Source organism: Streptomyces sp. SD15, assembly GCF_054462255.1.
The window spans coordinates 25,463-44,477 of the sequence record NZ_JBTLMO010000020.1; the positions used below are offsets into that span (position 1 = coordinate 25,463).

At 70.7% G+C, this 19,015-nt stretch carries 17 protein-coding genes; 13 read left to right on the plus strand and 4 right to left on the minus strand.

The features are described from left to right. The first annotated feature begins 456 nt into the window (after positions 1-456). A complete protein-coding gene (locus ACX28W_RS20960; protein WP_362077754.1) occupies positions 457-1,206 on the plus strand; it encodes a ferritin-like fold-containing protein in 750 nt (249 codons plus the stop codon). A 132-nt stretch (positions 1,207-1,338) separates the two neighbouring features. Here the strand turns inward: ACX28W_RS20960 and ACX28W_RS20965 are convergent, their stop codons facing one another. The 4 genes from ACX28W_RS20965 to ACX28W_RS20980 all read right to left on the minus strand — a co-directional run bounded on the left by ACX28W_RS20965 (position 1,339) and on the right by ACX28W_RS20980 (position 3,308). Next, positions 1,339-1,608 carry a hypothetical protein gene (locus tag ACX28W_RS20965; protein WP_459000530.1) on the minus strand — a complete coding sequence of 90 codons (270 nt, stop codon included), beginning with the start codon at positions 1,606-1,608 and terminating at the stop codon, positions 1,339-1,341. Positions 1,609-1,827: 219 nt separating this feature from the next. Then, entirely contained in the window at positions 1,828-2,055 is a 228-nt protein-coding gene (locus ACX28W_RS20970) for a DUF3107 domain-containing protein (protein WP_095852722.1), read from the minus strand. Between the two features lie 156 nt (positions 2,056-2,211). Continuing rightward, positions 2,212-2,853, minus strand: coding sequence for a TetR/AcrR family transcriptional regulator (locus tag ACX28W_RS20975; protein ID WP_459000531.1), 642 nt, complete (start codon positions 2,851-2,853; stop codon positions 2,212-2,214). A 236-nt stretch (positions 2,854-3,089) separates the two neighbouring features. Continuing rightward, positions 3,090-3,308, minus strand: coding sequence for a hypothetical protein (locus tag ACX28W_RS20980; RefSeq protein ID WP_459000532.1), 219 nt, complete (start codon positions 3,306-3,308; stop codon positions 3,090-3,092). 158 nt (positions 3,309-3,466) lie between these two features. Between ACX28W_RS20980 and ACX28W_RS20985 the strand changes: the two genes are divergently transcribed. The 12 genes from ACX28W_RS20985 to moeZ all read left to right on the plus strand — a co-directional run bounded on the left by ACX28W_RS20985 (position 3,467) and on the right by moeZ (position 18,993). Further along, positions 3,467-4,465, plus strand: coding sequence for an alpha/beta fold hydrolase (locus ACX28W_RS20985; RefSeq protein WP_459000533.1), 999 nt, complete (start codon positions 3,467-3,469; stop codon positions 4,463-4,465). A gap of 8 nt (positions 4,466-4,473) precedes the next feature. Then, the gene (locus ACX28W_RS20990; protein WP_459000534.1) at positions 4,474-6,120 is read left to right on the plus strand and encodes a DUF3152 domain-containing protein; all 1,647 of its coding nucleotides are present in this window, start codon (positions 4,474-4,476) and stop codon (positions 6,118-6,120) included. Between the two features lie 56 nt (positions 6,121-6,176). Beyond that, positions 6,177-6,269: an Ms4533A family Cys-rich leader peptide gene (locus tag ACX28W_RS20995; RefSeq protein ID WP_459000535.1), complete on the plus strand. Its 93-nt coding sequence runs from the start codon at positions 6,177-6,179 to the stop codon at positions 6,267-6,269. A 290-nt stretch (positions 6,270-6,559) separates the two neighbouring features. Continuing rightward, on the plus strand, positions 6,560-8,278 hold the full coding sequence (locus ACX28W_RS21000; protein ID WP_459000536.1) for an ABC transporter substrate-binding protein: 1,719 nt from the start codon (positions 6,560-6,562) through the stop codon (positions 8,276-8,278). Positions 8,279-8,282: 4 nt separating this feature from the next. Next, positions 8,283-9,275 (plus strand): ABC transporter permease, encoded by a 993-nt coding sequence (locus ACX28W_RS21005; protein WP_459000538.1) that lies wholly within the window; start codon positions 8,283-8,285, stop codon positions 9,273-9,275. Between the two features lie 68 nt (positions 9,276-9,343). Beyond that, on the plus strand, positions 9,344-10,342 hold the full coding sequence (locus tag ACX28W_RS21010; RefSeq protein WP_459000539.1) for an ABC transporter permease: 999 nt from the start codon (positions 9,344-9,346) through the stop codon (positions 10,340-10,342). Then, the gene (locus tag ACX28W_RS21015; protein WP_459000541.1) at positions 10,339-12,126 is read left to right on the plus strand and encodes a dipeptide ABC transporter ATP-binding protein; all 1,788 of its coding nucleotides are present in this window, start codon (positions 10,339-10,341) and stop codon (positions 12,124-12,126) included. The genes ACX28W_RS21010 and ACX28W_RS21015 overlap by 4 nt, the downstream gene beginning before the upstream one ends. Positions 12,127-12,316: 190 nt before the next feature. After that, entirely contained in the window at positions 12,317-14,107 is a 1,791-nt protein-coding gene (locus ACX28W_RS21020; RefSeq protein ID WP_459000542.1) for a DUF3492 domain-containing protein, read from the plus strand. A 35-nt stretch (positions 14,108-14,142) separates the two neighbouring features. Next, positions 14,143-15,588, plus strand: a complete 1,446-nt coding sequence (locus ACX28W_RS21025) for a hypothetical protein (RefSeq protein WP_459000638.1) — start codon at positions 14,143-14,145, stop codon at positions 15,586-15,588. A gap of 466 nt (positions 15,589-16,054) precedes the next feature. Next, positions 16,055-17,014, plus strand: a complete 960-nt coding sequence (locus ACX28W_RS21030) for an NAD-dependent epimerase/dehydratase family protein (RefSeq protein WP_459000543.1) — start codon at positions 16,055-16,057, stop codon at positions 17,012-17,014. Beyond that, entirely contained in the window at positions 17,002-17,751 is a 750-nt protein-coding gene (locus ACX28W_RS21035) for a spherulation-specific family 4 protein (protein WP_459000544.1), read from the plus strand. Before ACX28W_RS21030 ends, ACX28W_RS21035 begins: the two co-directional genes overlap by 13 nt. Before the next feature lie 63 nt (positions 17,752-17,814). Further along, positions 17,815-18,993, plus strand: coding sequence for an adenylyltransferase/sulfurtransferase MoeZ (moeZ, locus tag ACX28W_RS21040; protein ID WP_362077793.1), 1,179 nt, complete (start codon positions 17,815-17,817; stop codon positions 18,991-18,993). Positions 18,994-19,015 lie beyond the last annotated feature (22 nt).

Consider the following 19,015-nt stretch of genomic DNA (forward strand, 5'->3'; position numbering starts at 1 on the left):
GGATTGATGATGCCGACGGCTTCAAGGGCCTCGGCCGTCTCGGGAAGGATCCCGAGCTCTCGGAAAGTCGTAGTCAGGGTGCTGCCTCTTCTGTGTACGCGGTGCGAGGCGAGCGCGGGGGTCGTGTCTGGGGACCGTGCCGGGGACGTCGGCCGCTCTTGACGGGCGGGCCGGGTGGCATGGGACCACTGCCGACGCTCGAGCTCTCGTACCGCTGAGGGTCCCTCCGGACGTCGTACGCAATGTGCCGTACGGACGAGGAGGGCTGTCGGGTCGGAGCCGATCGGGCCACCGACCGGGCATCCTCATTCGTGCGGCCCGTCGAATACTCGCCGGGCGCATTACCACCATACCCCGGAATCGCGCATATGCGATGGCCGATTTGGTCACGTCGTGGTCGTCACACTGATTGACCAGGGACTTCCGTGTTGCGGCGAGCGAGCTATTGTGCGCTTCATGACGACGCCTGACAACGCCGCAGACACACCCGCCGAGGCCACTCCCGCGCCCACCGGAGTAGCCGCCCAGGACTGGGACACGGCCTCCGCCGACCCCCAGTACCGCGCCGCGGTCGTGGACCTGCTCGGAGCGCTCGCGTACGGCGAGCTGGCGGCGTTCGAGCGGCTCGCGGAGGACGCCAAGCTGGCGCCGACCCTCAGTGACAAGGCGGAGCTGGCGAAGATGGCGTCGGCCGAGTTCCACCACTTCGAGCGGCTGCGGGACCGGCTCGCGGCGATCGGTGCGGAGCCGACGCAGGCGATGGAGCCCTTTGTCGCGGCGCTCGACGGCTTCCACAAGCAGACGGCCCCCTCGGACTGGCTGGAAGGGCTCGTCAAGGCGTACGTCGGCGACTCCATCGCCAGTGACTTCTACCGGGAGGTCGCCGCGCGGCTCGACGCCGACACGCGCGGGCTCGTCCTCGCCGTTCTCGACGACACCGGGCACGCCGGCTTCGCCATCGAGAAGGTGCGCGCCGCGATCGACGCCGACCCCCGCGTGGGCGGCCGGCTCGCGCTGTGGGCGCGGCGGCTGATGGGTGAGGCGCTGTCCCAGTCGCAGCGGGTGGTCGCGGACCGTGACGCCCTGTCGACGATGCTCGTGGGCGGCGTCGCGGACGGCTTCGACCTCGCGGAGGTCGGCCGGATGTTCTCGCGGATCACCGAGGCGCACACGAAGCGAATGGCCGCGCTGGGCCTGGCCGCCTGACCGGGACGCCGGGACGTCTACGGCGGCTGATTTCGACGCCTACGAAGACTGGCCGCGCCGCTTGCGGATGGGGTGCTTGCGGAGTGGGCGCTTTCGGAGGGGTGCTTTCGGAAGGGGTGCTTTCGGAAGGGGTTACGCCGTCGCTGAGCGGCGGCGAAATCTCTCCGCGGGGCGCAGCAGCAGCGACAGCAGCGCTACGGAGACGATCGCCGCGCCGGTGAGGATCACCAGGAAGTAGCCGGAGCCCAGCGCCGTGTGCGTCAGGAAGGCCCCGAACAGGGCTCCGGCGACGCCGGTCGACAGGACGAGGCTGCGGGTCGGCAGGCGGTGCGGCAGGCGGTATGCCGCCACCCATGCCAGGCCGAGTCCGAGCATCGCGGCGCCGAGCGCTTCCAAGAACATGGTGGGGGTCCCTCCCGCACGGCCGGTGCAAATCGGTCGTAGCCGGTCTTACCCCTGACGTGCGGAATGCAATCCTCCTGTGTGGGGGATCTGTGCTCCACCTGTGTCCGGTGCCGGTGCCGATATCCGGCCAAGCCGCGGAAGCGGTTTCGAAAGCGGATACGCGAAGGGGGCCGGTGGCACTGCCACCGGCCCCCTTCGCGTATCCGCTCGCCTGAACTACAGCGCGCTGAATCCCACCTTGCGCTGGGTGGGCTCGCCGAGCTCCACATACGCGAGGCGGTCGGCCGGAACCAGGACCTTGCGGCCGTGGTCGTCCACGAGGCTCAGCAGCTGCGACTTGCCGGACAGCGCCTCGGACACCGCGCGCTCGACCTCTTCCGGGGTCTGACCGCTCTCCAGAACGATCTCGCGGGGCGCGTGCTGCACGCCGATCTTGACCTCCACGGCTTTGTCCCTCCGACGGTCAGTGATGTGCGCGTTCGTACGCGCCGTACGCTGCACACATTAGCCCGGTGAGGGGACGTACACGCTCCGCTCAAGAACGCCAGGAGCGAACAGCGCGCGGGAACAAACGCGCGGTACGGACGCCGTCCGTGGTGATCAGTGGTGATCGGTGCCGTGCAGCGGGAAGCCCGCGATGCCCCGCCAGGCCAGCGAGGTCAGCAACTGGACCGCCTGGTCGCGTGGGACGCTGCGGTCACTGTGCAACCAGGAGCGGGCCACCACTTGGGCCAGACCACCCAGGCCGGACGCGAGGAGCATCGACTCGGCGCGCGAGAGACCGGTGTCCTCCGCGATGACGTCGCAGATCGCCTCCGCGCACTGGTGCGTGACCTTGTCCACGCGCTCGCGGACCGCGGGCTCGTTCGTCAGGTCGGACTCGAAGACCAGCCGGAAGGCGCCGCCGTCGTCCTCGACGTACGCGAAGTAGGCGTCCATCGTCGCGCGGACGCGCAAGCTGTTGTCCGTGGTGGACGCGAGCGCAGTCCGTACGGACTGCAGCAGCGACTCGCAGTGCTGGTCCAGCAGGGCGAGATACAGGTCGAGCTTGCCCGGGAAGTGCTGGTAGAGAACCGGCTTGCTGACGCCCGCGCGTTCGGCGATGTCGTCCATGGCGGCCGAGTGGTACCCCTGCGCAACGAATACTTCCTGGGCGGCGCCGAGGAGCTGGTTGCGTCGGGCCCGGCGCGGCAGGCGCGTGCCCCGCGGGCGCGCTGCCTCTGTCTGCTCGATGGCTGTCACGCCGCCTCCAAGATTGTCCACTTGCGGTGTGCGCCGCGTCGCCATCGTACTTTTCAGTAACCGTCGTGTGCGCGGTGCGAGCGCAGAATTTCACGTACCGGACAGCGGCGATAGCGGCGCAGACGATGCCGAACAGGGACGAGGCGGGCGCGACAGTGCCCAGGTCACCCTGGCGGCGTCACCGGCGATTGTCCGCATCGGCGGTTGTCTGCGTGATCGGTAAGCGTCGATCGTCGTTACCGGTAGTCGTCCTCGTTGAGTTCTACGACCCTCGCCTGCTCGGCGAGGTCCGCCTCGTTGGCCTTGTCCGGGTCCCCGACGCTCAGCAGGTCTTCGTCCTGCGGCGTCAGATCGGCGTGCTGCTCGGCCGCGTCCGCCTCGGGGGCCTCCGGGTCGAGGTCGGGGGCCTCGTCATCTTCGGCGAAGGTCTCGGGGTCCGTGGGGTCGACTGTCATGATTCCTCTTCCCGAGCGGTGCGAGTGCGCTCCTGTGTGCCTACGAGTGCCCTCGTTCGAAGCCTAGGAGACACCCGATCGAGACGCTATGCGATCCGCTCGCGATCTGTGATGGCGAACACATGAGCCACTGCGTGATCGTCTCGTAACATTGCTGCATGTCTTCGACCGAGCTTCCCCCCGTGCTGGCCGCCACCGTCACGCCGAGGGTCGGAACCGTTCGAGTCGCGGCGGGGGAGCGGCTGCGATCGGTCGGTCTGCCCGGGATCACGCTGACCGTACGGTCGAGACCACCCGCCCGGGCGGGGCTGCCGCCTGCCTTGTACGTGCACGGTCTCGGCGGTTCCTCGCAGAACTGGTCGGCGCTGATGTCGCTGCTCGACGGGCTCGTGGCCAGCGAGGCCCTCGATCTGCCGGGCTTCGGGGACTCCCCGCCGCCGGACGACGGCAACTATTCCGTCAGCGGGCACGCGCGCGCGGTCATCCGTTATCTCGACGCGGCCGAGCGCGGTCCCGTACACCTCTTCGGGAACTCGCTGGGCGGGGCGGTCACGACGCGCGTCGCGGCCGTACGGCCCGATCTCGTCCGCACCCTCACGCTGGTGTCCCCCGCGCTCCCGGAGATCCGGGCGCAGCGCGGCGCATGGCCCACGGCGCTGCTCGCCGTGCCCGGAGTGGCGGGAATTTTCACGAAGTTCACCAAGGACTGGAGCGCCGAGCAGCGCGTCCGCGGGGTCATGGCGCTCTGTTACGGGGATCCCGGCATGGTGACGCCCGAGGGCTTCCGGAACGCGGTCGAGGAGATGGAGCGACGGCTCGCCCTCCCGTACTTCTGGGACGCCATGGCGCGTTCGACGCGCGGGCTCGTGGACGCGTACACGCTGGGCGGTCAGCACGGGCTGTGGCGACAGGCCGAGCGGGTGCTCGCGCCGACCCTCCTTGTCTACGGCGGCCGCGACCAGCTCGTCGGTTACCGCATGGCCCAGCGGGCGGCGCGCGCCTTCCGCGATTCGCGGCTGCTGTCCCTGCCGGACGCGGGGCACGTCGCGATGATGGAGTACCCGGAGGCGGTGGTCGCGGCGTTCCGCGAACTCCTCGCGGATACAGGTGAGTTGACCTCCTCGATGAACTCGACCGCCACTGGCGCTGGGAGCTGAGGCGCGGCGTGGGACGTCACAGTCGCCGGGGACGGGCAGGGAAGAGCGATACGGGGGGTACAGGGGGCGCGGGGAGCTCGGGGACCACGGGGGAGATGCCGGTGGTTCCGGCGCCCAGTGCGGCGCCGGGTTCGGGGCCGGGTGTGGGTACGGGTTCGGGGCCCGGTTCGTCGCAGGGTGCCGCTCGGGGTGCCCTGGGGCCGCAGCCGCCCCGGCCTCCGATGGGCGGGAGTGCGCCCCGGGGAGTGCCGAGGGTGGCGGACGGGACTCCGGCGCACGGTGTTCCGCGTTTCGCGGACGGGACTCCGGCGCACGGTGTTCCGCGCTTTCCGGACGGGACCCCGGCCCATGGCATTCCGCGGATGGTGGACGGGACGCCTGCCCGTGGTGTGCCGCGGCTGCCCGACGGCACGCCGGCGCACGGTGTCCCCCAAGCGCGTGGCGGGCACCCCGAGCAGCGTGAATCCGGCGGTGGCTGGGGCGAGTTGAGAGGCGCCGCGCGTCCGACGGGCGCCGCGTACGGCTTGCCTCAAGCCGGGGCGCAAGGGGCTCCCCGGAGCGCGCCCCTCGGGTATCCCGGACCGGCTGGACCTCCCGGGCCTCCCGGAGCTCCTGGCCCCCGCATTCCCCGGCAGCGGCAGGAGGCCGGGCCGGGGCAGGGGCCCCGACAGGCCTACGTCGACTCCTTCGACGAGAGCGATGACGTCGATCTCTTCGCGCCCCGGCGCAGCGCAGCGCACCACGCCGATCCCTACGCCACCGTCACGGACTGGGACCCTGAGCCCGTCGAGGAACAGGAACCGCTTCCGCAGGTCGAGGAGCCGGAGAAGGGCAAGTCCGGCAAGGGGCGGGCGTTCACCGGGATCGCCGCGGCCGCCGTCACCACCGTGCTCGCCGTCGTCGTGGCCGGACAGGTCGCCGCCGGGCGGGACGACACCACCGCCAACACGCAGTCCGCCGCCGGTGGTGACCGGGACGCCCGGGACTCCGCCTCGCGCGGCGACAATCGGCCGACGCCGTCCGACACGGCGAGTGCGACACCGAGCGCGGCGACGCTGACGTACGACCAGAAGATGGGCGAGAGGTACAAGCTCGGCGCCACGCTCAAGGGCTCGGGGAAGTTCGACGCGGTCACCGGGCTCGACAAGGCGCCCGGAAAGGGGCAGAAATACACCTATCGGGTGGACGTGGAGCAGGGGCTCGGGCTCGATGCCGAACTCTTTGCGCAGGCCGTGCAGAAGACGCTGAACGACAACCGGAGTTGGGCCCACAGTGGCGCCCGCACGTTCGAGCGGATCCACTCCGGCAAACCCGACTTCGTGATCACGCTGGCCAGCCCCGGCACCACCGCCGACTGGTGTGCCAAGTCGGGTCTGGACACCACCGTGGACAACGTGTCGTGCGACTCGGCCTCCACCGAGCGCGTCATGATCAATGCGTATCGCTGGGCGCAGGGCTCCAAGACCTACGGTGACAAAATCCATGCCTACCGGCAGATGCTGATCAACCATGAGGTCGGCCACCGGCTCGGATACGGCCATGTGACGTGTGACAAGGACGGCGAACTCGCCCCCGTCATGCAGCAGCAGAGCAAGTTCCTCGACCATGACGGGATCCACTGCCTGGCCAACCCTTGGCCGTACCCCGGGAGTTGACAGCGGCCACTTAGGTCACGTTGACATGTGCTGAAAGTTCGTTCATATTTTTCGGCATGTCGCCTCACCACGCCTCCGCACGCGCCGCCATTGAGCTCGCGCTCATCGGCGTGACCGCGTTCTGCGTGGCCGACATTTACTGTCGCTGACGTCCGCCCTTGGCGAGTGCGTCGCTGTTTTCGGGGTTTCCGGTTTTCTGGGTTTCCGCGTTTCCGCGCGCTTCGGTGCTTTGTGGCCGGTGCGCGCGGGTCTTTCTACGGTCTCTCGGGTGACTCCGGTCCTCCTGTCCTCCGGTCTCTCCGGTTCGCCGGTTCGCCGGTTCCTCCGGTCTCTCCGGTCGGATGTCGACGCCTGACGCCTTGGGTGAACTCTGCTCTCCCCCGTCTCACCCTGTGTCAATCCGTCTCGCCATTCGAGCCTTTCGAGAGGTCGTCTTCCGATGCGTCAACCGTCCGCCATAGCGCGCCGCGTGGCTGCGGCAACCGTCACCCTGGTCGTGGCAGCGGGTGCGGCCGCCTGCGGGCCGAAGGACAACGATGCCAAGGGCGCCAGTGGCGACTCCGAGCCGCAGAAGGGGGGCAGGCTGACGGTCCTGAACTCCAACCCGCAGAGCGACTTCGACCCGGCGCGCCTCTACACCTCCGGCGGTGGCAACGTCCCCTCCCTGGTCTTCCGTACGCTCACCACGCGCAACCGTGAGAGCGGGGCCGCCGGCGCCGAGGTGGTCCCGGACCTCGCCACGGACACCGGCCGCCCGAGCGAGAACGCGACCGTGTGGACGTACACCCTGAAGAAGGGCCTCAAGTACGAGGACGGGACGCCGATCACCTCCGCCGACATCAAGTACGGCATCGAGCGTTCCTTTGCCGCCGAACTCTCCGGCGGAGCTCCCTACTTGAGGGACTGGTTGATCGGTGGCGCCGACTACCAGGGCCCGTACAAGGACAAGAAGGGCCTCGACTCGATCGAGACGCCGGACGGCCTGACCATCGTCTTCCACCTCAACAAGCCCGAGGGGGAGTTCCCCTACCTGGCCACGCAGACGCAGTTCGCGCCCGTCCCGGAGGCCAAGGACACCGGCACGAAGTACGAGGAGCACCCGATCTCCTCGGGTCCGTACAAGGTCGTCAAGAACGAGAACGACGGCGAGCGGCTCACCCTGGAACGCAACACGTACTGGTCCGCGTCGGTCGACGCCGAGCGCAAGGCCTACCCGGACACGATCGACGTACGGTCGGGTCTGGACTCGTCCGTGATCAACCAGCGGCTGTCCTCGTCTCAAGGGGCGGACGCCACCGCCGTCACCACGGACACCAACCTCGGCCCGGCCGAGCTCGCCAAGGTGACGGGTGACAAGGAGCTGGCCGCGCGCGTCGGCACCGGGCACTTCGGCTACACCAACTACCTCGCCTTCAATCCGAAGGTGAAGCCGTTCGACGACCCGAAGGTGCGCCAGGCGATCTCGTACGCCATCGACCGTTCGTCGGTGATCAACGCGGCGGGCGGGTCCTCGCTGGCCGAGGCCGCGACCACCTACCTGCCGAACCAGAAGTCCTTCGGCTACACGCCGTACGACCACTTCCCGGCGGGCGAGTCCGGCAACCCGGAGAAGGCGAAGGCGCTGCTGAAGGAGGCCGGTTACGAAGACGGGCTCACCCTCCCGCTCACCCACTCCAACAGCAAGGACTTCGAGACCGGCCCGGAGATCGCCACCGCGATCCAGGACGCGCTGAAGAAGGCCGGAATCACCGTCAAGCTGCAGGGGCTCGAGGAGAACGACTACAGCGACAAGATCCACAGTGTGAAGACCGAGCCCGGCTTCTTCCTCGCCCACTGGGGTGCCGACTGGCCCTCCGGCGGTCCCTTCCTCGCTCCGATCTTCGACGGCCGTCAGATCGTCAAGGACGGCGCCAACTTCAACACCGGCTTCCTCAATGACAAGTCGGTCAATGATGAGATTGACGCGATCAACAAGTTGACCGATCTTGACGAGGCCGCCAAGCGCTGGGGTGCACTGGACAAGAAGATCGGCGAGCAGGCCCTGACCGTGCCGCTGTTCCACCCCGTCTACAAGCGCCTGTACGGCAGCGCCGTCAGGAACATCGTGATCAGCGACTGGACCGGCGTGCTGGACATCTCCCAGGTCGCGGTGAAGTAGCCCCATGAGCGAGGCCCTTGCGGCCTCGGAGGCCACCGGGACGGGAACGTCCGTTCCGGTGGCCTCCGGGGGCCGACAGTTCTGGCGGCGACTGCGTACGCAGCGCGCCGCCCTCGTCGCGGCGGCCGTCGTCGCGCTGCTCGTCCTGGTCGCGCTCGCCGCACCGCTGCTCACGGCGGTCGAGGGCCAGGACCCGACCACCTACCACCCTTCGCTGATCGACTCCGCGCGCGGAGGCGTGCCCGTCGGCTCGCTCGGCGGCATCAGCGGCGACCACTGGCTCGGCGTCGAACCGCAGACCGGGCGGGACCTCTTCGCGCGGCTCGTGTACGGCGCCCGGGTCTCCCTCGGCGTCGCGTTCGCGGCGACGCTGGTACAGGTCCTCATCGGCGTGGTGGTCGGCGTCGCGGCCGGTCTCGGTAATCAATGGGTTGATCAACTGTTGAGTCGTGTCACGGACATCATCATTGCGATGCCGCTGATGATCATGTCTCTCGCGCTGCTCGCCATCGTGCCCACCAGCTTCCCGCGGCCCGTGCTGGTCGCGCTCATCATCGGGCTGGTGGCCTGGGGCTCGACCGCGAAGATCGTGCGCGCGCATACGCTGACGCTCAAGGAGCTCGACTACGTGGCCGCCGCCCGGCTCAGCGGCTGGAGTTCCTGGCGGGTCGCCCGCCGCGAACTGCTGCCCGCGCTCGCCGCGCCCGTCATCACGTACGGGGCCCTCCTCGTCCCCCTGAACATCACCGTCGAGGCGGCGCTCAGCTTCCTCGGCGTCGGTGTGAAGCCGCCGACCCCCTCGTGGGGGCAGATGCTGACCGCGGCCGACGTCTGGTACCAGGCCGCACCGCAGTATCTGCTGCTGCCGGCCGGGGCGCTGTTCATCACCGTGCTCGCCCTGACCGTGCTGGGCGACGGCGTGCGCACGGCGCTCGACCCGCGCGCGGCCTCACGGCTGCGCATCGGCACCGGACGCAAGCGGGAGGCCAAGGCGTGAGCAGCCTGACTGGACCGATTGGCCCGTCCCTATTGAGGGGCCTGTCCGCGCTGAGGGGCCTGTCCGGGTTGAGTGGTTTCGCGGGATTCGTCGTGCGGCGGCTGGTCGGCGCCGTCGTCACCCTGCTCGCGATCTCCGTGATCATCTATCTCGTCTTCTACGTCGCCCCTGGCAACGTCGCCCAGATCACCTGCGGCCCGCGCTGCTCGCCCGCCCAAGTGCAGCAGGTCTCCGAGCAGTTGAAGCTCGGTGATCCGCTGTACCTGCGCTACTGGCACTTCGTACAGGGCATCTTCGTCGGCCAGGACTACTCGACGGGTACGTCCGTGGAGCACTGCGGGGCGCCCTGCCTCGGGCTGTCGTACCAGAGCGACCAGCAGGTCACCCAGCTGATCCGGGCGAAGCTGCCGGTCACCTTCTCGCTGGTGCTCGGCGCGATGGTGCTGTGGCTGATCATCGGCGTCGGCACCGGCGTGCTGTCCGCGTGGCGGCGTGGCCGGATCACCGAGCGGGTGCTCACCGGCATCACTCTCGCCGGCACGGCCACGCCCGTCTTCGTCATCGGCCTGGTGCTGATGATCGTCGTCTGCGGGCAGCTGCAATGGCTGCCCTTCCCGCAGTACGTGCCCTTCACCGAGGACCCCGAGCAGTGGGCGTGGAACCTGCTGCTGCCGTGGTTGTCGCTGGCCCTGATCGAGTCCGCCAAATACGCCCGCCTGACCAGGGCCTCGATGCTGGAGACGCTCGCCGAGGACCATGTGCGCACCTTCCGTGCGTACGGCGTGAAGGAGCGGTCGGTCATCGGGCGGCACGCCCTGCGCGGGGCCCTCGCGCCGGTCATCGCGCTGACCGCCAACGACTTCGGGTCGGCGATCGGCGGTGCCGTGCTCTCCGAGACGCTGTTCGGCCTGCCGGGCCTCGGGCGCGAACTCGTGCACGCGGTCAATGTCGTCGACCTGCCGGTGGTCGTCGGAATGGTGCTGGTCACCGGTTTCTTCGTGGTCCTGGCCAATGCCGTCGCGGACGTGCTGTACGCGGTGGCCGACCGACGGGTGGTGTTGTCGTGAGTGTCGCGAGTCTTGTAAGTCCGGTGGAAGGCTTGGCTGCGAGCCTCGTCGAAGTGACCGACCTCTCGGTCGAGTTCGGGGACCTGCGCGCCGTCGACGGGCTCTCCTTCCGGCTGGAGAAGGGCGCCTCGCTGGGCCTGGTCGGTGAGTCCGGCTCCGGCAAGTCCACGGTGGCGTCCGCCCTGCTGGCGCTGTACCGGGGCACCGGAGCGCGCGTCGGCGGCGCGGTGCGGGTGGCCGGAGTGGACGTACAGGAGGCCTCCGACGACGAACTGCGGCGACTGCGCGGCGGGAAGGCCGCGATGGTCTTCCAGGACCCGCTGTCGTCGCTCGACCCGTACTACGCGGTCGGCGACCAGATCGCCGAGGTGTACAGGGTGCATGTGAAGGCGTCCCGGCGCGCCGCACGCGCGCGTGCCGTCGAGGTGCTCGACCGCGTCGGCATCCCGGACGCCACCCGCCGCGCCCGCTCACGTCCGCACGAGTTCAGCGGCGGTATGCGCCAGCGCGCCCTGATCGCCATGGCGCTGGCCTGCCATCCCGATCTGCTGATCGCCGACGAGCCGACCACGGCCCTCGACGTGACCGTCCAGGCCCAGATCCTCGACCTGCTGCACACGCTGCGGGAGGAGACGGGGATGGGGCTGCTGCTGGTCACGCATGACGTGGGCGTGGCCGCCGAGAGCGTCGACGAGGTGCTGGTCATGCGGCACAGGCGGGCGGTCGAGCACGGGCCGGTCGCCACCGTCCTCGGCGCGCCTCGGGAGACGTACACGCAGGAGCTGTTGGGCGCGGTGCCTCGGGTGGACGCGCGGCGTGTGTCGGGTGGTGGTGTCTTGGGCGGTGGTGTCTTGGGCGGTGATGTCTTGGGTGGTGGCGCGTCGGACGGGGCTGGGTCGGGCGGGGGCGTTTCGTCGGACGAGAGCGGTCCGACGGCCGAGGTCGTTTCGTCGGACGAGAGCGGTCCGACGGCCGAGGTCGTTTCGTCGGACGGGGTCATCCTCGAGGCGGTGGGTCTGCGGTGCGAATTCGGGCGCGGGAAGCGGCGGTTCGCGGCCGTGGACGAGGTGTCGCTCACGGTTCGGCGCGGGGAGACGCTGGGGGTCGTGGGGGAGAGCGGCAGCGGGAAGACCACGCTGGGGCGGATGCTGGTCGGGCTGCTGGAGCCGACGGCCGGGTCGGTCCGGTACGAGGGTCGTACGCAGACCGGCGTCAGTCCTTCCGTCCAGATGGTCTTCCAGGACCCCGTCTCCTCTCTCAACCCGCGGCGCGGCGTCGGCGAGTCCATCGCTGATCCGCTGCGGGCACGCGGGGAGCGGGACGAGGGGCGCATTCGAGGGCGGGTACGGGAACTGCTGGAGCGCGTGGGGCTCGAAGCGGCGCACTACGACCGCTACCCGCACGAGTTCAGCGGCGGACAGCGCCAGCGCGTCGGGATCGCGCGGGCGCTCGCCGCCGACCCGCGCCTCATCGTCTGCGACGAACCGGTCTCCGCTCTCGACGTCACCACACAGGCCCAGGTGGTCGCCCTGCTCGCCGAGTTGCAGCGGGAACTCGGGCTCGCCCTGGTGTTCGTGGCGCACGATCTCGCGGTCGTGCGCCAGGTCAGCGACCGGGTCGCGGTGATGCGGCGCGGTCGCATCGTCGAGCACGGGCCCGCCGACGAGGTGTACGAGTCGCCGCGGGATCCGTACACGAAGCAGCTGCTGGCCGCCGTACCGGCGCTCGATCCGGTGGTAGCGGCGGAACGGCGTACCGCCCGGAGGCGGCTGGCCGCCGCCTGACGAAACGCCGTTGCATGATCTCCTAGCGCGACAGAACGCGTCCTGCGCGGGAAAGTTACGACCGTTCACCCCTTTTGGTGGCGTGATGGACAACCGTCCGTCGCGCCACCGTCATGTCCGCATACGTTCGTCCCGCTGCGAGCCGCCGGGTCAACGGTGGCTCCCCATATGGGAGATCGGGGGTGCACTCGTGCGCATCGGACTGCTTACGGAGGGTGGCTATCCGTATGTGAGCGGTGACGCCAGGCTCTGGTGCGACCGGCTCGTGCGCGGGCTTGGGCAGCATGAGTTCGACATCTACGCGCTCAGCCGCAGCGAGCGGCAGGAGGACGAAGGCTGGATCCAGCTGCCGCCGCAGGTCAGCCGGGTGCGGACGGCTCCACTCTGGACAGCCGAGGGCGACGGCGTGGTGTACGGGCGCCGGGCGCGGCGGCGGTTCGCCGAATGCTTCGGGGAGTTGGCGGCGGCGGTCTGCGCGGGGCCGGGGGGCTCCGACGGCTTGGGTGTCGCGGGTGGTTCCGGGGCTTCTGGTGGTTCCGGAGTTCCCGGCGGCTCAGGGGCCTTCGACCGCTCGGGGGCTTCCTGCGGTGTTGAGGCGGACCGTTTCGGCAGTGCACTGTACGGGCTCGCCGAACTCGCCCGCGACGAGGGCGGGCTGGTCGGGGCGCTGCGCTCCGAGGGCGCCGTGCGCACCGTGGAGCGCGCCTGCCGCGCGCCCGGCGCACTCCGTGCCGCGCGTGCCGCGCGCGTACCCGATCTGCTCGCCGTCGCCGCCCACATCGAGCGTGCGCTGCGCCCCCTCTCGCTGGACTGGTACGAGGACGACGGGCTCGGCTCGGCCGACCTCTGTCACGCTGCGGCCGGCGGCTCCGCGGCCCTGCCCGGCCTCCTTGCCCGGCACTTCGCCGGGGTGCCGCTGCTTGTCACGGAGTACGGCGTGCAGTTGCGGGCGCACTATCTGGCTTCCGCGTCCGTCGGAGAGTCCCCGGCGGTGCGGGCGCTGGTCGCCGCGTTTCACGGCCATCTGGCCGGCGAGGTCTACCGGCGGGCCGCGATCATCACGCCCGGTAACACCCACGCCCGCCGCTGGCAGGAGCGTTGTGGCGCCGACCGCGCCAAACTGCGCACCGTCTACCCCGGCATGGAGGCGTCCCGCTTCGCGGAAGTGGGCGAGAGCGCGGAGAGTTCCGGGTATGCGGACCCGGACACGCTGGTCTGGGTCGGCCGCATCGAACCTGCCAAGGACCTGATCTCGCTGCTGCACTCCTTCGCCGAGATCCGCAAGGAGGAGCCGAAGACCCGGCTGCGGATCGTCGGGGCACCCGCCGACGGACCGGAAGGCGCGCTGTATCTCACCCACTGCAAGGCGCTGGCCGCGCAGCTCTTCCCCGACGAGGCGGAGGGCGTGCACGCGGTCGGCGACAACCCGGTGTCGTTCGAGGAGATCGGCTGCCCGGAGGTCCCGAGCCTCGCGGAGGCGTACGCGTCCGGGGCGGTGGTAGTCCTGTCCAGCGTTGTCGAAGGCTTCCCGATCAGCCTGGTCGAGGCCATGTTCTGCGGGCGCGCCACCGTGTCCACGGACGTGGGCGCGGTCGTCGAAGTCATCGGCGGTACGGGCCTGGTGGTGCCGCCGCGTAATCCGCGGGCGCTCGCCGAGGCGTGCGTGGCGCTGCTGCGCGACCCCGAGCGGCGCGCACGCCTGGGCGCGGCGGCGCGTGCGCGTGCCCTCGAGCTGTTCACGGTCGAGCAGAACATCGCGGCATTTCACGGCATTTACCTGGATATCGTCTCGCATTCACCGGTCAGGCGGGTCGTCGTGGACGACGAGGGGGAGCCGCTGCCTTTCGGCGTACCGGCGGAGGCCCACGTACCCGGCCGCTGGACCGAGGCCCGCCTCATGGCAGCGAGGCAGCCGCTCCGGGCGGCGGGTGCGCCGGTGTGCGCGACGGTTCCGTTGACTGCGGGGGAGGGCGCGCGATGAGCGAACCGGGCGGAGCCGCAGGAGGACTGAGCGGGCTGGGCGAACTGGGCGAACTGGACCGGCCCGAGACGCCGGGGAGCCCGGGGGCCTGGGACCCGCGGTCTGCGGAGTGGGCTGTGGGGGGCGGGGGGACGGACGTACGCACGGAAGGGGCTGCCGAAGGGCCCGGGCGCCCGATCGGGAGTGGGAGCTCAGCGGGCGGGTCTGGGGAGTCGGCCAGGAGTGGGAATCCGGCTGGGTCTGGGGAGTCGGCCGGGAGTGGGAGTCCTGCCGGGAGTGGGAGTCCGATCCCTGGGACCGGAAGCCCGCCCAGGACTGTGCCCGCGTCTCGCGGAAGTGCGGGCGTGGGCGCCGGCGCAGCGTACGACCACGCGACCGGCGCACGCCACCTCCCGAGCGCCACGCGTAAGCCCACCACCCGCCGAGGGGCCGTGGACCCCGTGAAGGCCCTGATGCACCGGCACCGCGAGCTCTGCGAGCGCGCCGTCGACCCGTTGGAGATCGCGGCGGGCCTGGAGGCGCACGGGGTGACCGATCGGACCGCCGCCCGATTCCGGCACCGGGACGTGTTCTCGCTCGCCGAGGAGATGTACGCGCGCGTGGCGCGCGACGGCGAACCGGCGCCGCGGCCCGCACCCCCGGAACGCCCCGGCGCGCGCGCCGACTGGGCCGCGCTCGCCCTGCTGCCCGGCGCCCTGTGCGCGGCAGCCGTGGCCGGGCTACGGCTCACCGAAGGGCAACCGCGCCTCGCGGTCGCCGCGGTGGGCACCCTCGCCGTCGTGCTCGGCCTGCGCTTCGCCCTCCGCCGCGGCCCCCTGAGCACCATCCACCGCACGACGAGCGGCACGCGCGCGTGGACCTGCTGGCTGATCGCGTACGCCCTGCTCGGCGACGGGCTGCTGAGCGCCGGTATCGCCGGCGGCCCCGACGGCCCCTTGCCCCTGGCCACCGCGCCCACGCTTGCCCTCGCCCTGGCCTGCGCCCCCGCGGCCTGGTGCGCCCACCTCTTCGCCGTACGCGCCCACCGCAAGCTGACCGCCAGCCGCGGCCTGGAGGACTTCGCCGCCTCCGTGCAGCCGCTGCTCCTGGGGGTGTTCGGCCTGTTCCTGTGCGCGCTCGGCACGCTGCTCGCACTGAGCGGGGCAGCGCTGGGCGAGCCCTCCGGGTACGCCGGAGCAGGCGCCCTCGGCGCGCTGCTCCTGCTCGCACGCCTGCTGACGGTGCGTGGCTTCACGTACGCGCCCGCCATCGTCCTCGGCGCCGCGGGCGCGGCCGAGGCGACCGCGCTGGCCGTGGTCTTCGCGGGCCGCCTCCCCGGTTGTTCGTTCCTGGCCACGCCGGTCGACACCGTCGTCGACGCCTGGGGGCCGGGCGCCGTCCCTGCTCTGGTGTGCGGCGCGGCGGCCGTCGTCCTCCTGATCCACGGGACCCGCAAACTGACCCGGGCCTCGGCCCACGCGACACCAGACGGGGCGCCATGAGTACCGCCCCGGACGCCGGCCCGCGTCCCCCGCAAGGCCCCGCACCGAACGCCGACCCGCTCCCCGCCCCACGCCGTTCCCACCAGAACGCTGAGCCGCCCCTTGGCCCCCGGTGCCCCGACCCGGACCGCGTGAGCAGGGACAGGGACCCGCGACCCGGCCCACGGCACTCCCGCGGGAACTACGCGCCACTCCCCGGCCCACAGCGCTTCGGCCCGAACGCCGAGCCGTTCCCCGGCCCCCGGCATTGCGGCCCGAACGCCGCGAGCCCCATCCAAGACCCGGCCCACGGCGTTCCCCCACCGCTGTGCGCCGTGACCGGCGCCCGAGGGTCCAGCCCTCGCACCGGGCGCACTTCTCCCGCGGGGCCGACACCGCGGGCCCTTCCCGACCCACGGCATCACCCCGAAGGAGAACGCCAGATGATCACCTCCCGAACCGGAGAGTCCGCCCCGGGAGCCGCCCTATGAGGGTCCTGCTGATCGGAGCCAACGGATACCTCGGCCGTTTCGTCGCCGACCGACTGCTTGCCGACCCGGCCGTGCAGCTCACCGCGCTCGGTCGGGGCGACGACGCCGACGTACGCTTCGACCTCGCCTCAGGCAGCCCCGGCGCGCTCACCCGCTTCCTGGACGCGGTGCACCCCGGGGTCGTCATCAACTGCGCGGGCGCCACCCGCGGTGGCGCCCGCGAACTGACCCGGCACAACACCGTCGCCGTCGCCACCGTCTGCGAGGCCCTGCGCCGCAGCGGCTGCGGCGCACGCATGGTGCAGATCGGCTGCGGCGCCGAGTACGGGCCCAGCCAGCCCGGTTCGTCCACGGCCGAGGACGCGGTGCCACGCCCGGGCGGCCCGTACGGCGTCAGCAAACTCGCCGCCACCGAGCTGGTCCTCGGCTCCGGCCTGGACGCCGTCGTCCTGCGCGTCTTCTCACCCACGGGGCCCGGCACACCGGCCGGATCCCCGCTCGGCCGCCTCGCCGAGGCCATGCGGCGCGCCATGCAGTCCGGCGACGGCGAGCTCAAGCTCGGCGGTCTCGGCGTCCAGCGCGACTTCATCGACGTACGCGATGTCGCCCGCGCCGTCCACGCCGCCTCGCTCTCCGCCGCGCAGGGCGTCATCAACATCGGCTCGGGCCGTGCCGTACGTCTCCGTGACGCCGCCGCCGTCCTCGCCCGTGTGGCGGGCTACGGAGGCGCCCTGCACGAACTCGACGGACCTCCCGGGCCTCTGAGGCCATCCATCGGCCACCCCCGCAGCGAACCGGACCACGCGGCCCCGGTCGCGTACCCCTACCCGGACGGCTGCGGCAGCTGGCAGCAGGCCGATGTGCGCACCGCACGCGACCGGCTCGGCTGGCGGCCCCGGATCAACCTCGAGGAATCCCTCGCCGACATCTGGATGGAGGCGGCATGCCGTATCTGACCAGCACCGCAACGGGCACCGCGAGTACCGGCTTAGGCCTCGGCTTCGGTATCCCCGGCTACGCACACCCGCTCGTTGCTCCAGTGGAATGGGGCGAACTCACCCGCCCCGGCACCCCCTTGCACTGGGTCGTCCTGAACGTGGCGGGCGGCCCCGGCACACGCCCCGACCCGCACTGCCTGGAGGCCGCGGGCCGCCTGCGCAACGCGGGCGTGCGCGTCCTCGGGCACCTGGACGCGGCACACGGCGCGCGCGCCTTCGGGGAGCTGCTCTCCGACGCGCACCGGTATCTCGAGTGGTACAGGGTCGGCGGGTTCCTCCTCGACCGCTGTCCCAGCGAGCGCGCCGCGCTCCCCGAGGTCCGCCGCACGGCCACCACACTCCGCGCGCTCCACGATGACGCACACATCGTCTTCGGTCACCGCACCCACCCGTACCCCGGCTATGCCGAGAACGCCGACCAGCTGGTGACCTTCTCCGGCTCTTGGAGCGACTACCGCTGGTCGCAGGTCGCCGAGTGGACCGCCGACTATCCGCCCGAGCGCTTCTGCCACTTCGTGCACGGCGTGCCCCGCGGCCATCTCGACGAGGCGCTGCGCATCGCCCGCTGGCAGGGAGCCTCGACGATCTACTTCACCGACCGCACGGACCACGGCGGCCGGGCCGACCCCTGGGAGACGATGCCCGGCTACTGGGACGAAATCGTCTCGCGGATCGGAACGGGTGTCTCGGAATGAAGAAGGGCGTGGCAGTGTTACGGGGAGAACAACTGTAGTGATTGACCGACCAACGGAGTCCCCGTGTCGCTGCCACCCCTGGTCGAGCCGGCTGCCGAGCTCACCGTAGACGAGGTCCGCAGGTACTCCCGCCACCTGATCATCCCCGACGTGGGCATGGACGGGCAGAAGCGGCTGAAGAACGCCAAGGTGCTCTGTGTGGGCGCCGGCGGCCTCGGATCGCCGGCGCTGATGTACCTGGCCGCCGCTGGCGTGGGCACGCTCGGCATCGTGGAGTTCGACGAGGTCGACGAGTCGAACCTGCAGCGCCAGATCATCCACAGCCAGGCGGACATCGGCCGCTCCAAGGCCGAGTCGGCCCGCGACTCCGTGCTGGGCATCAACCCGTACGTGAACGTGATCCTTCACGAAGAGCGGCTCGAGGCCGAGAACGTGATGGACATCTTCAGCCAGTACGACCTGATCGTCGACGGCACGGACAACTTCGCGACCCGCTACCTGGTCAACGACGCGGCCGTGCTGCTGAACAAGCCGTACGTCTGGGGCTCGATCTACCGCTTCGACGGCCAGGCCTCCGTCTTCTGGTCCGAGCACGGCCCCTGCTACCGCTGCCTCTACCCGGAGCCCCCGCCGCCGGGCATGGTCCCGTCCTGCGCCGAGGGCGGCGTCCTGGGCGTGCTGTGCGCGTCCATCGGCTCCATCCAGGTCAACGAGGCGATCAAGCTCCTCGCGGGCATCGGCGAGCCGCTCGTCGGCCGCCTGATGATCTACGACGCCCTGGAGATGCAGTACCGCCAGGTCAAGGTCCGCAAGGACCCGAACTGCGCGGTGTGCGGCGAGAACCCGACCGTCACCGAGCTCATCGACTACGAGGCCTTCTGCGGCGTCGTCTCCGAGGAGGCCCAGGAGGCGGCGGCCGGCTCGACGATCACTCCCAAGCAGCTCAAGGAGTGGATCGACGACGGCGAGAACATCGAGATCATCGACGTCCGTGAGATCAACGAGTACGAGATCGTCTCGATCCCCGGCGCCAAGCTGATCCCGAAGAACGAGTTCCTCATGGGCACCGCCCTGGAGTCGCTCCCGCAGGACAAGAAGATCGTCCTGCACTGCAAGACGGGTGTCCGCAGTGCGGAAGTCCTCGCGGTCCTGAAGTCCGCGGGCTTCTCGGACGCGGTGCACGTCGGCGGCGGCGTGATCGGCTGGGTCAACCAGATCGAGCCGGACAAGCCGGTGTACTGAGCTGTGGCTCGCTCCGACTGAG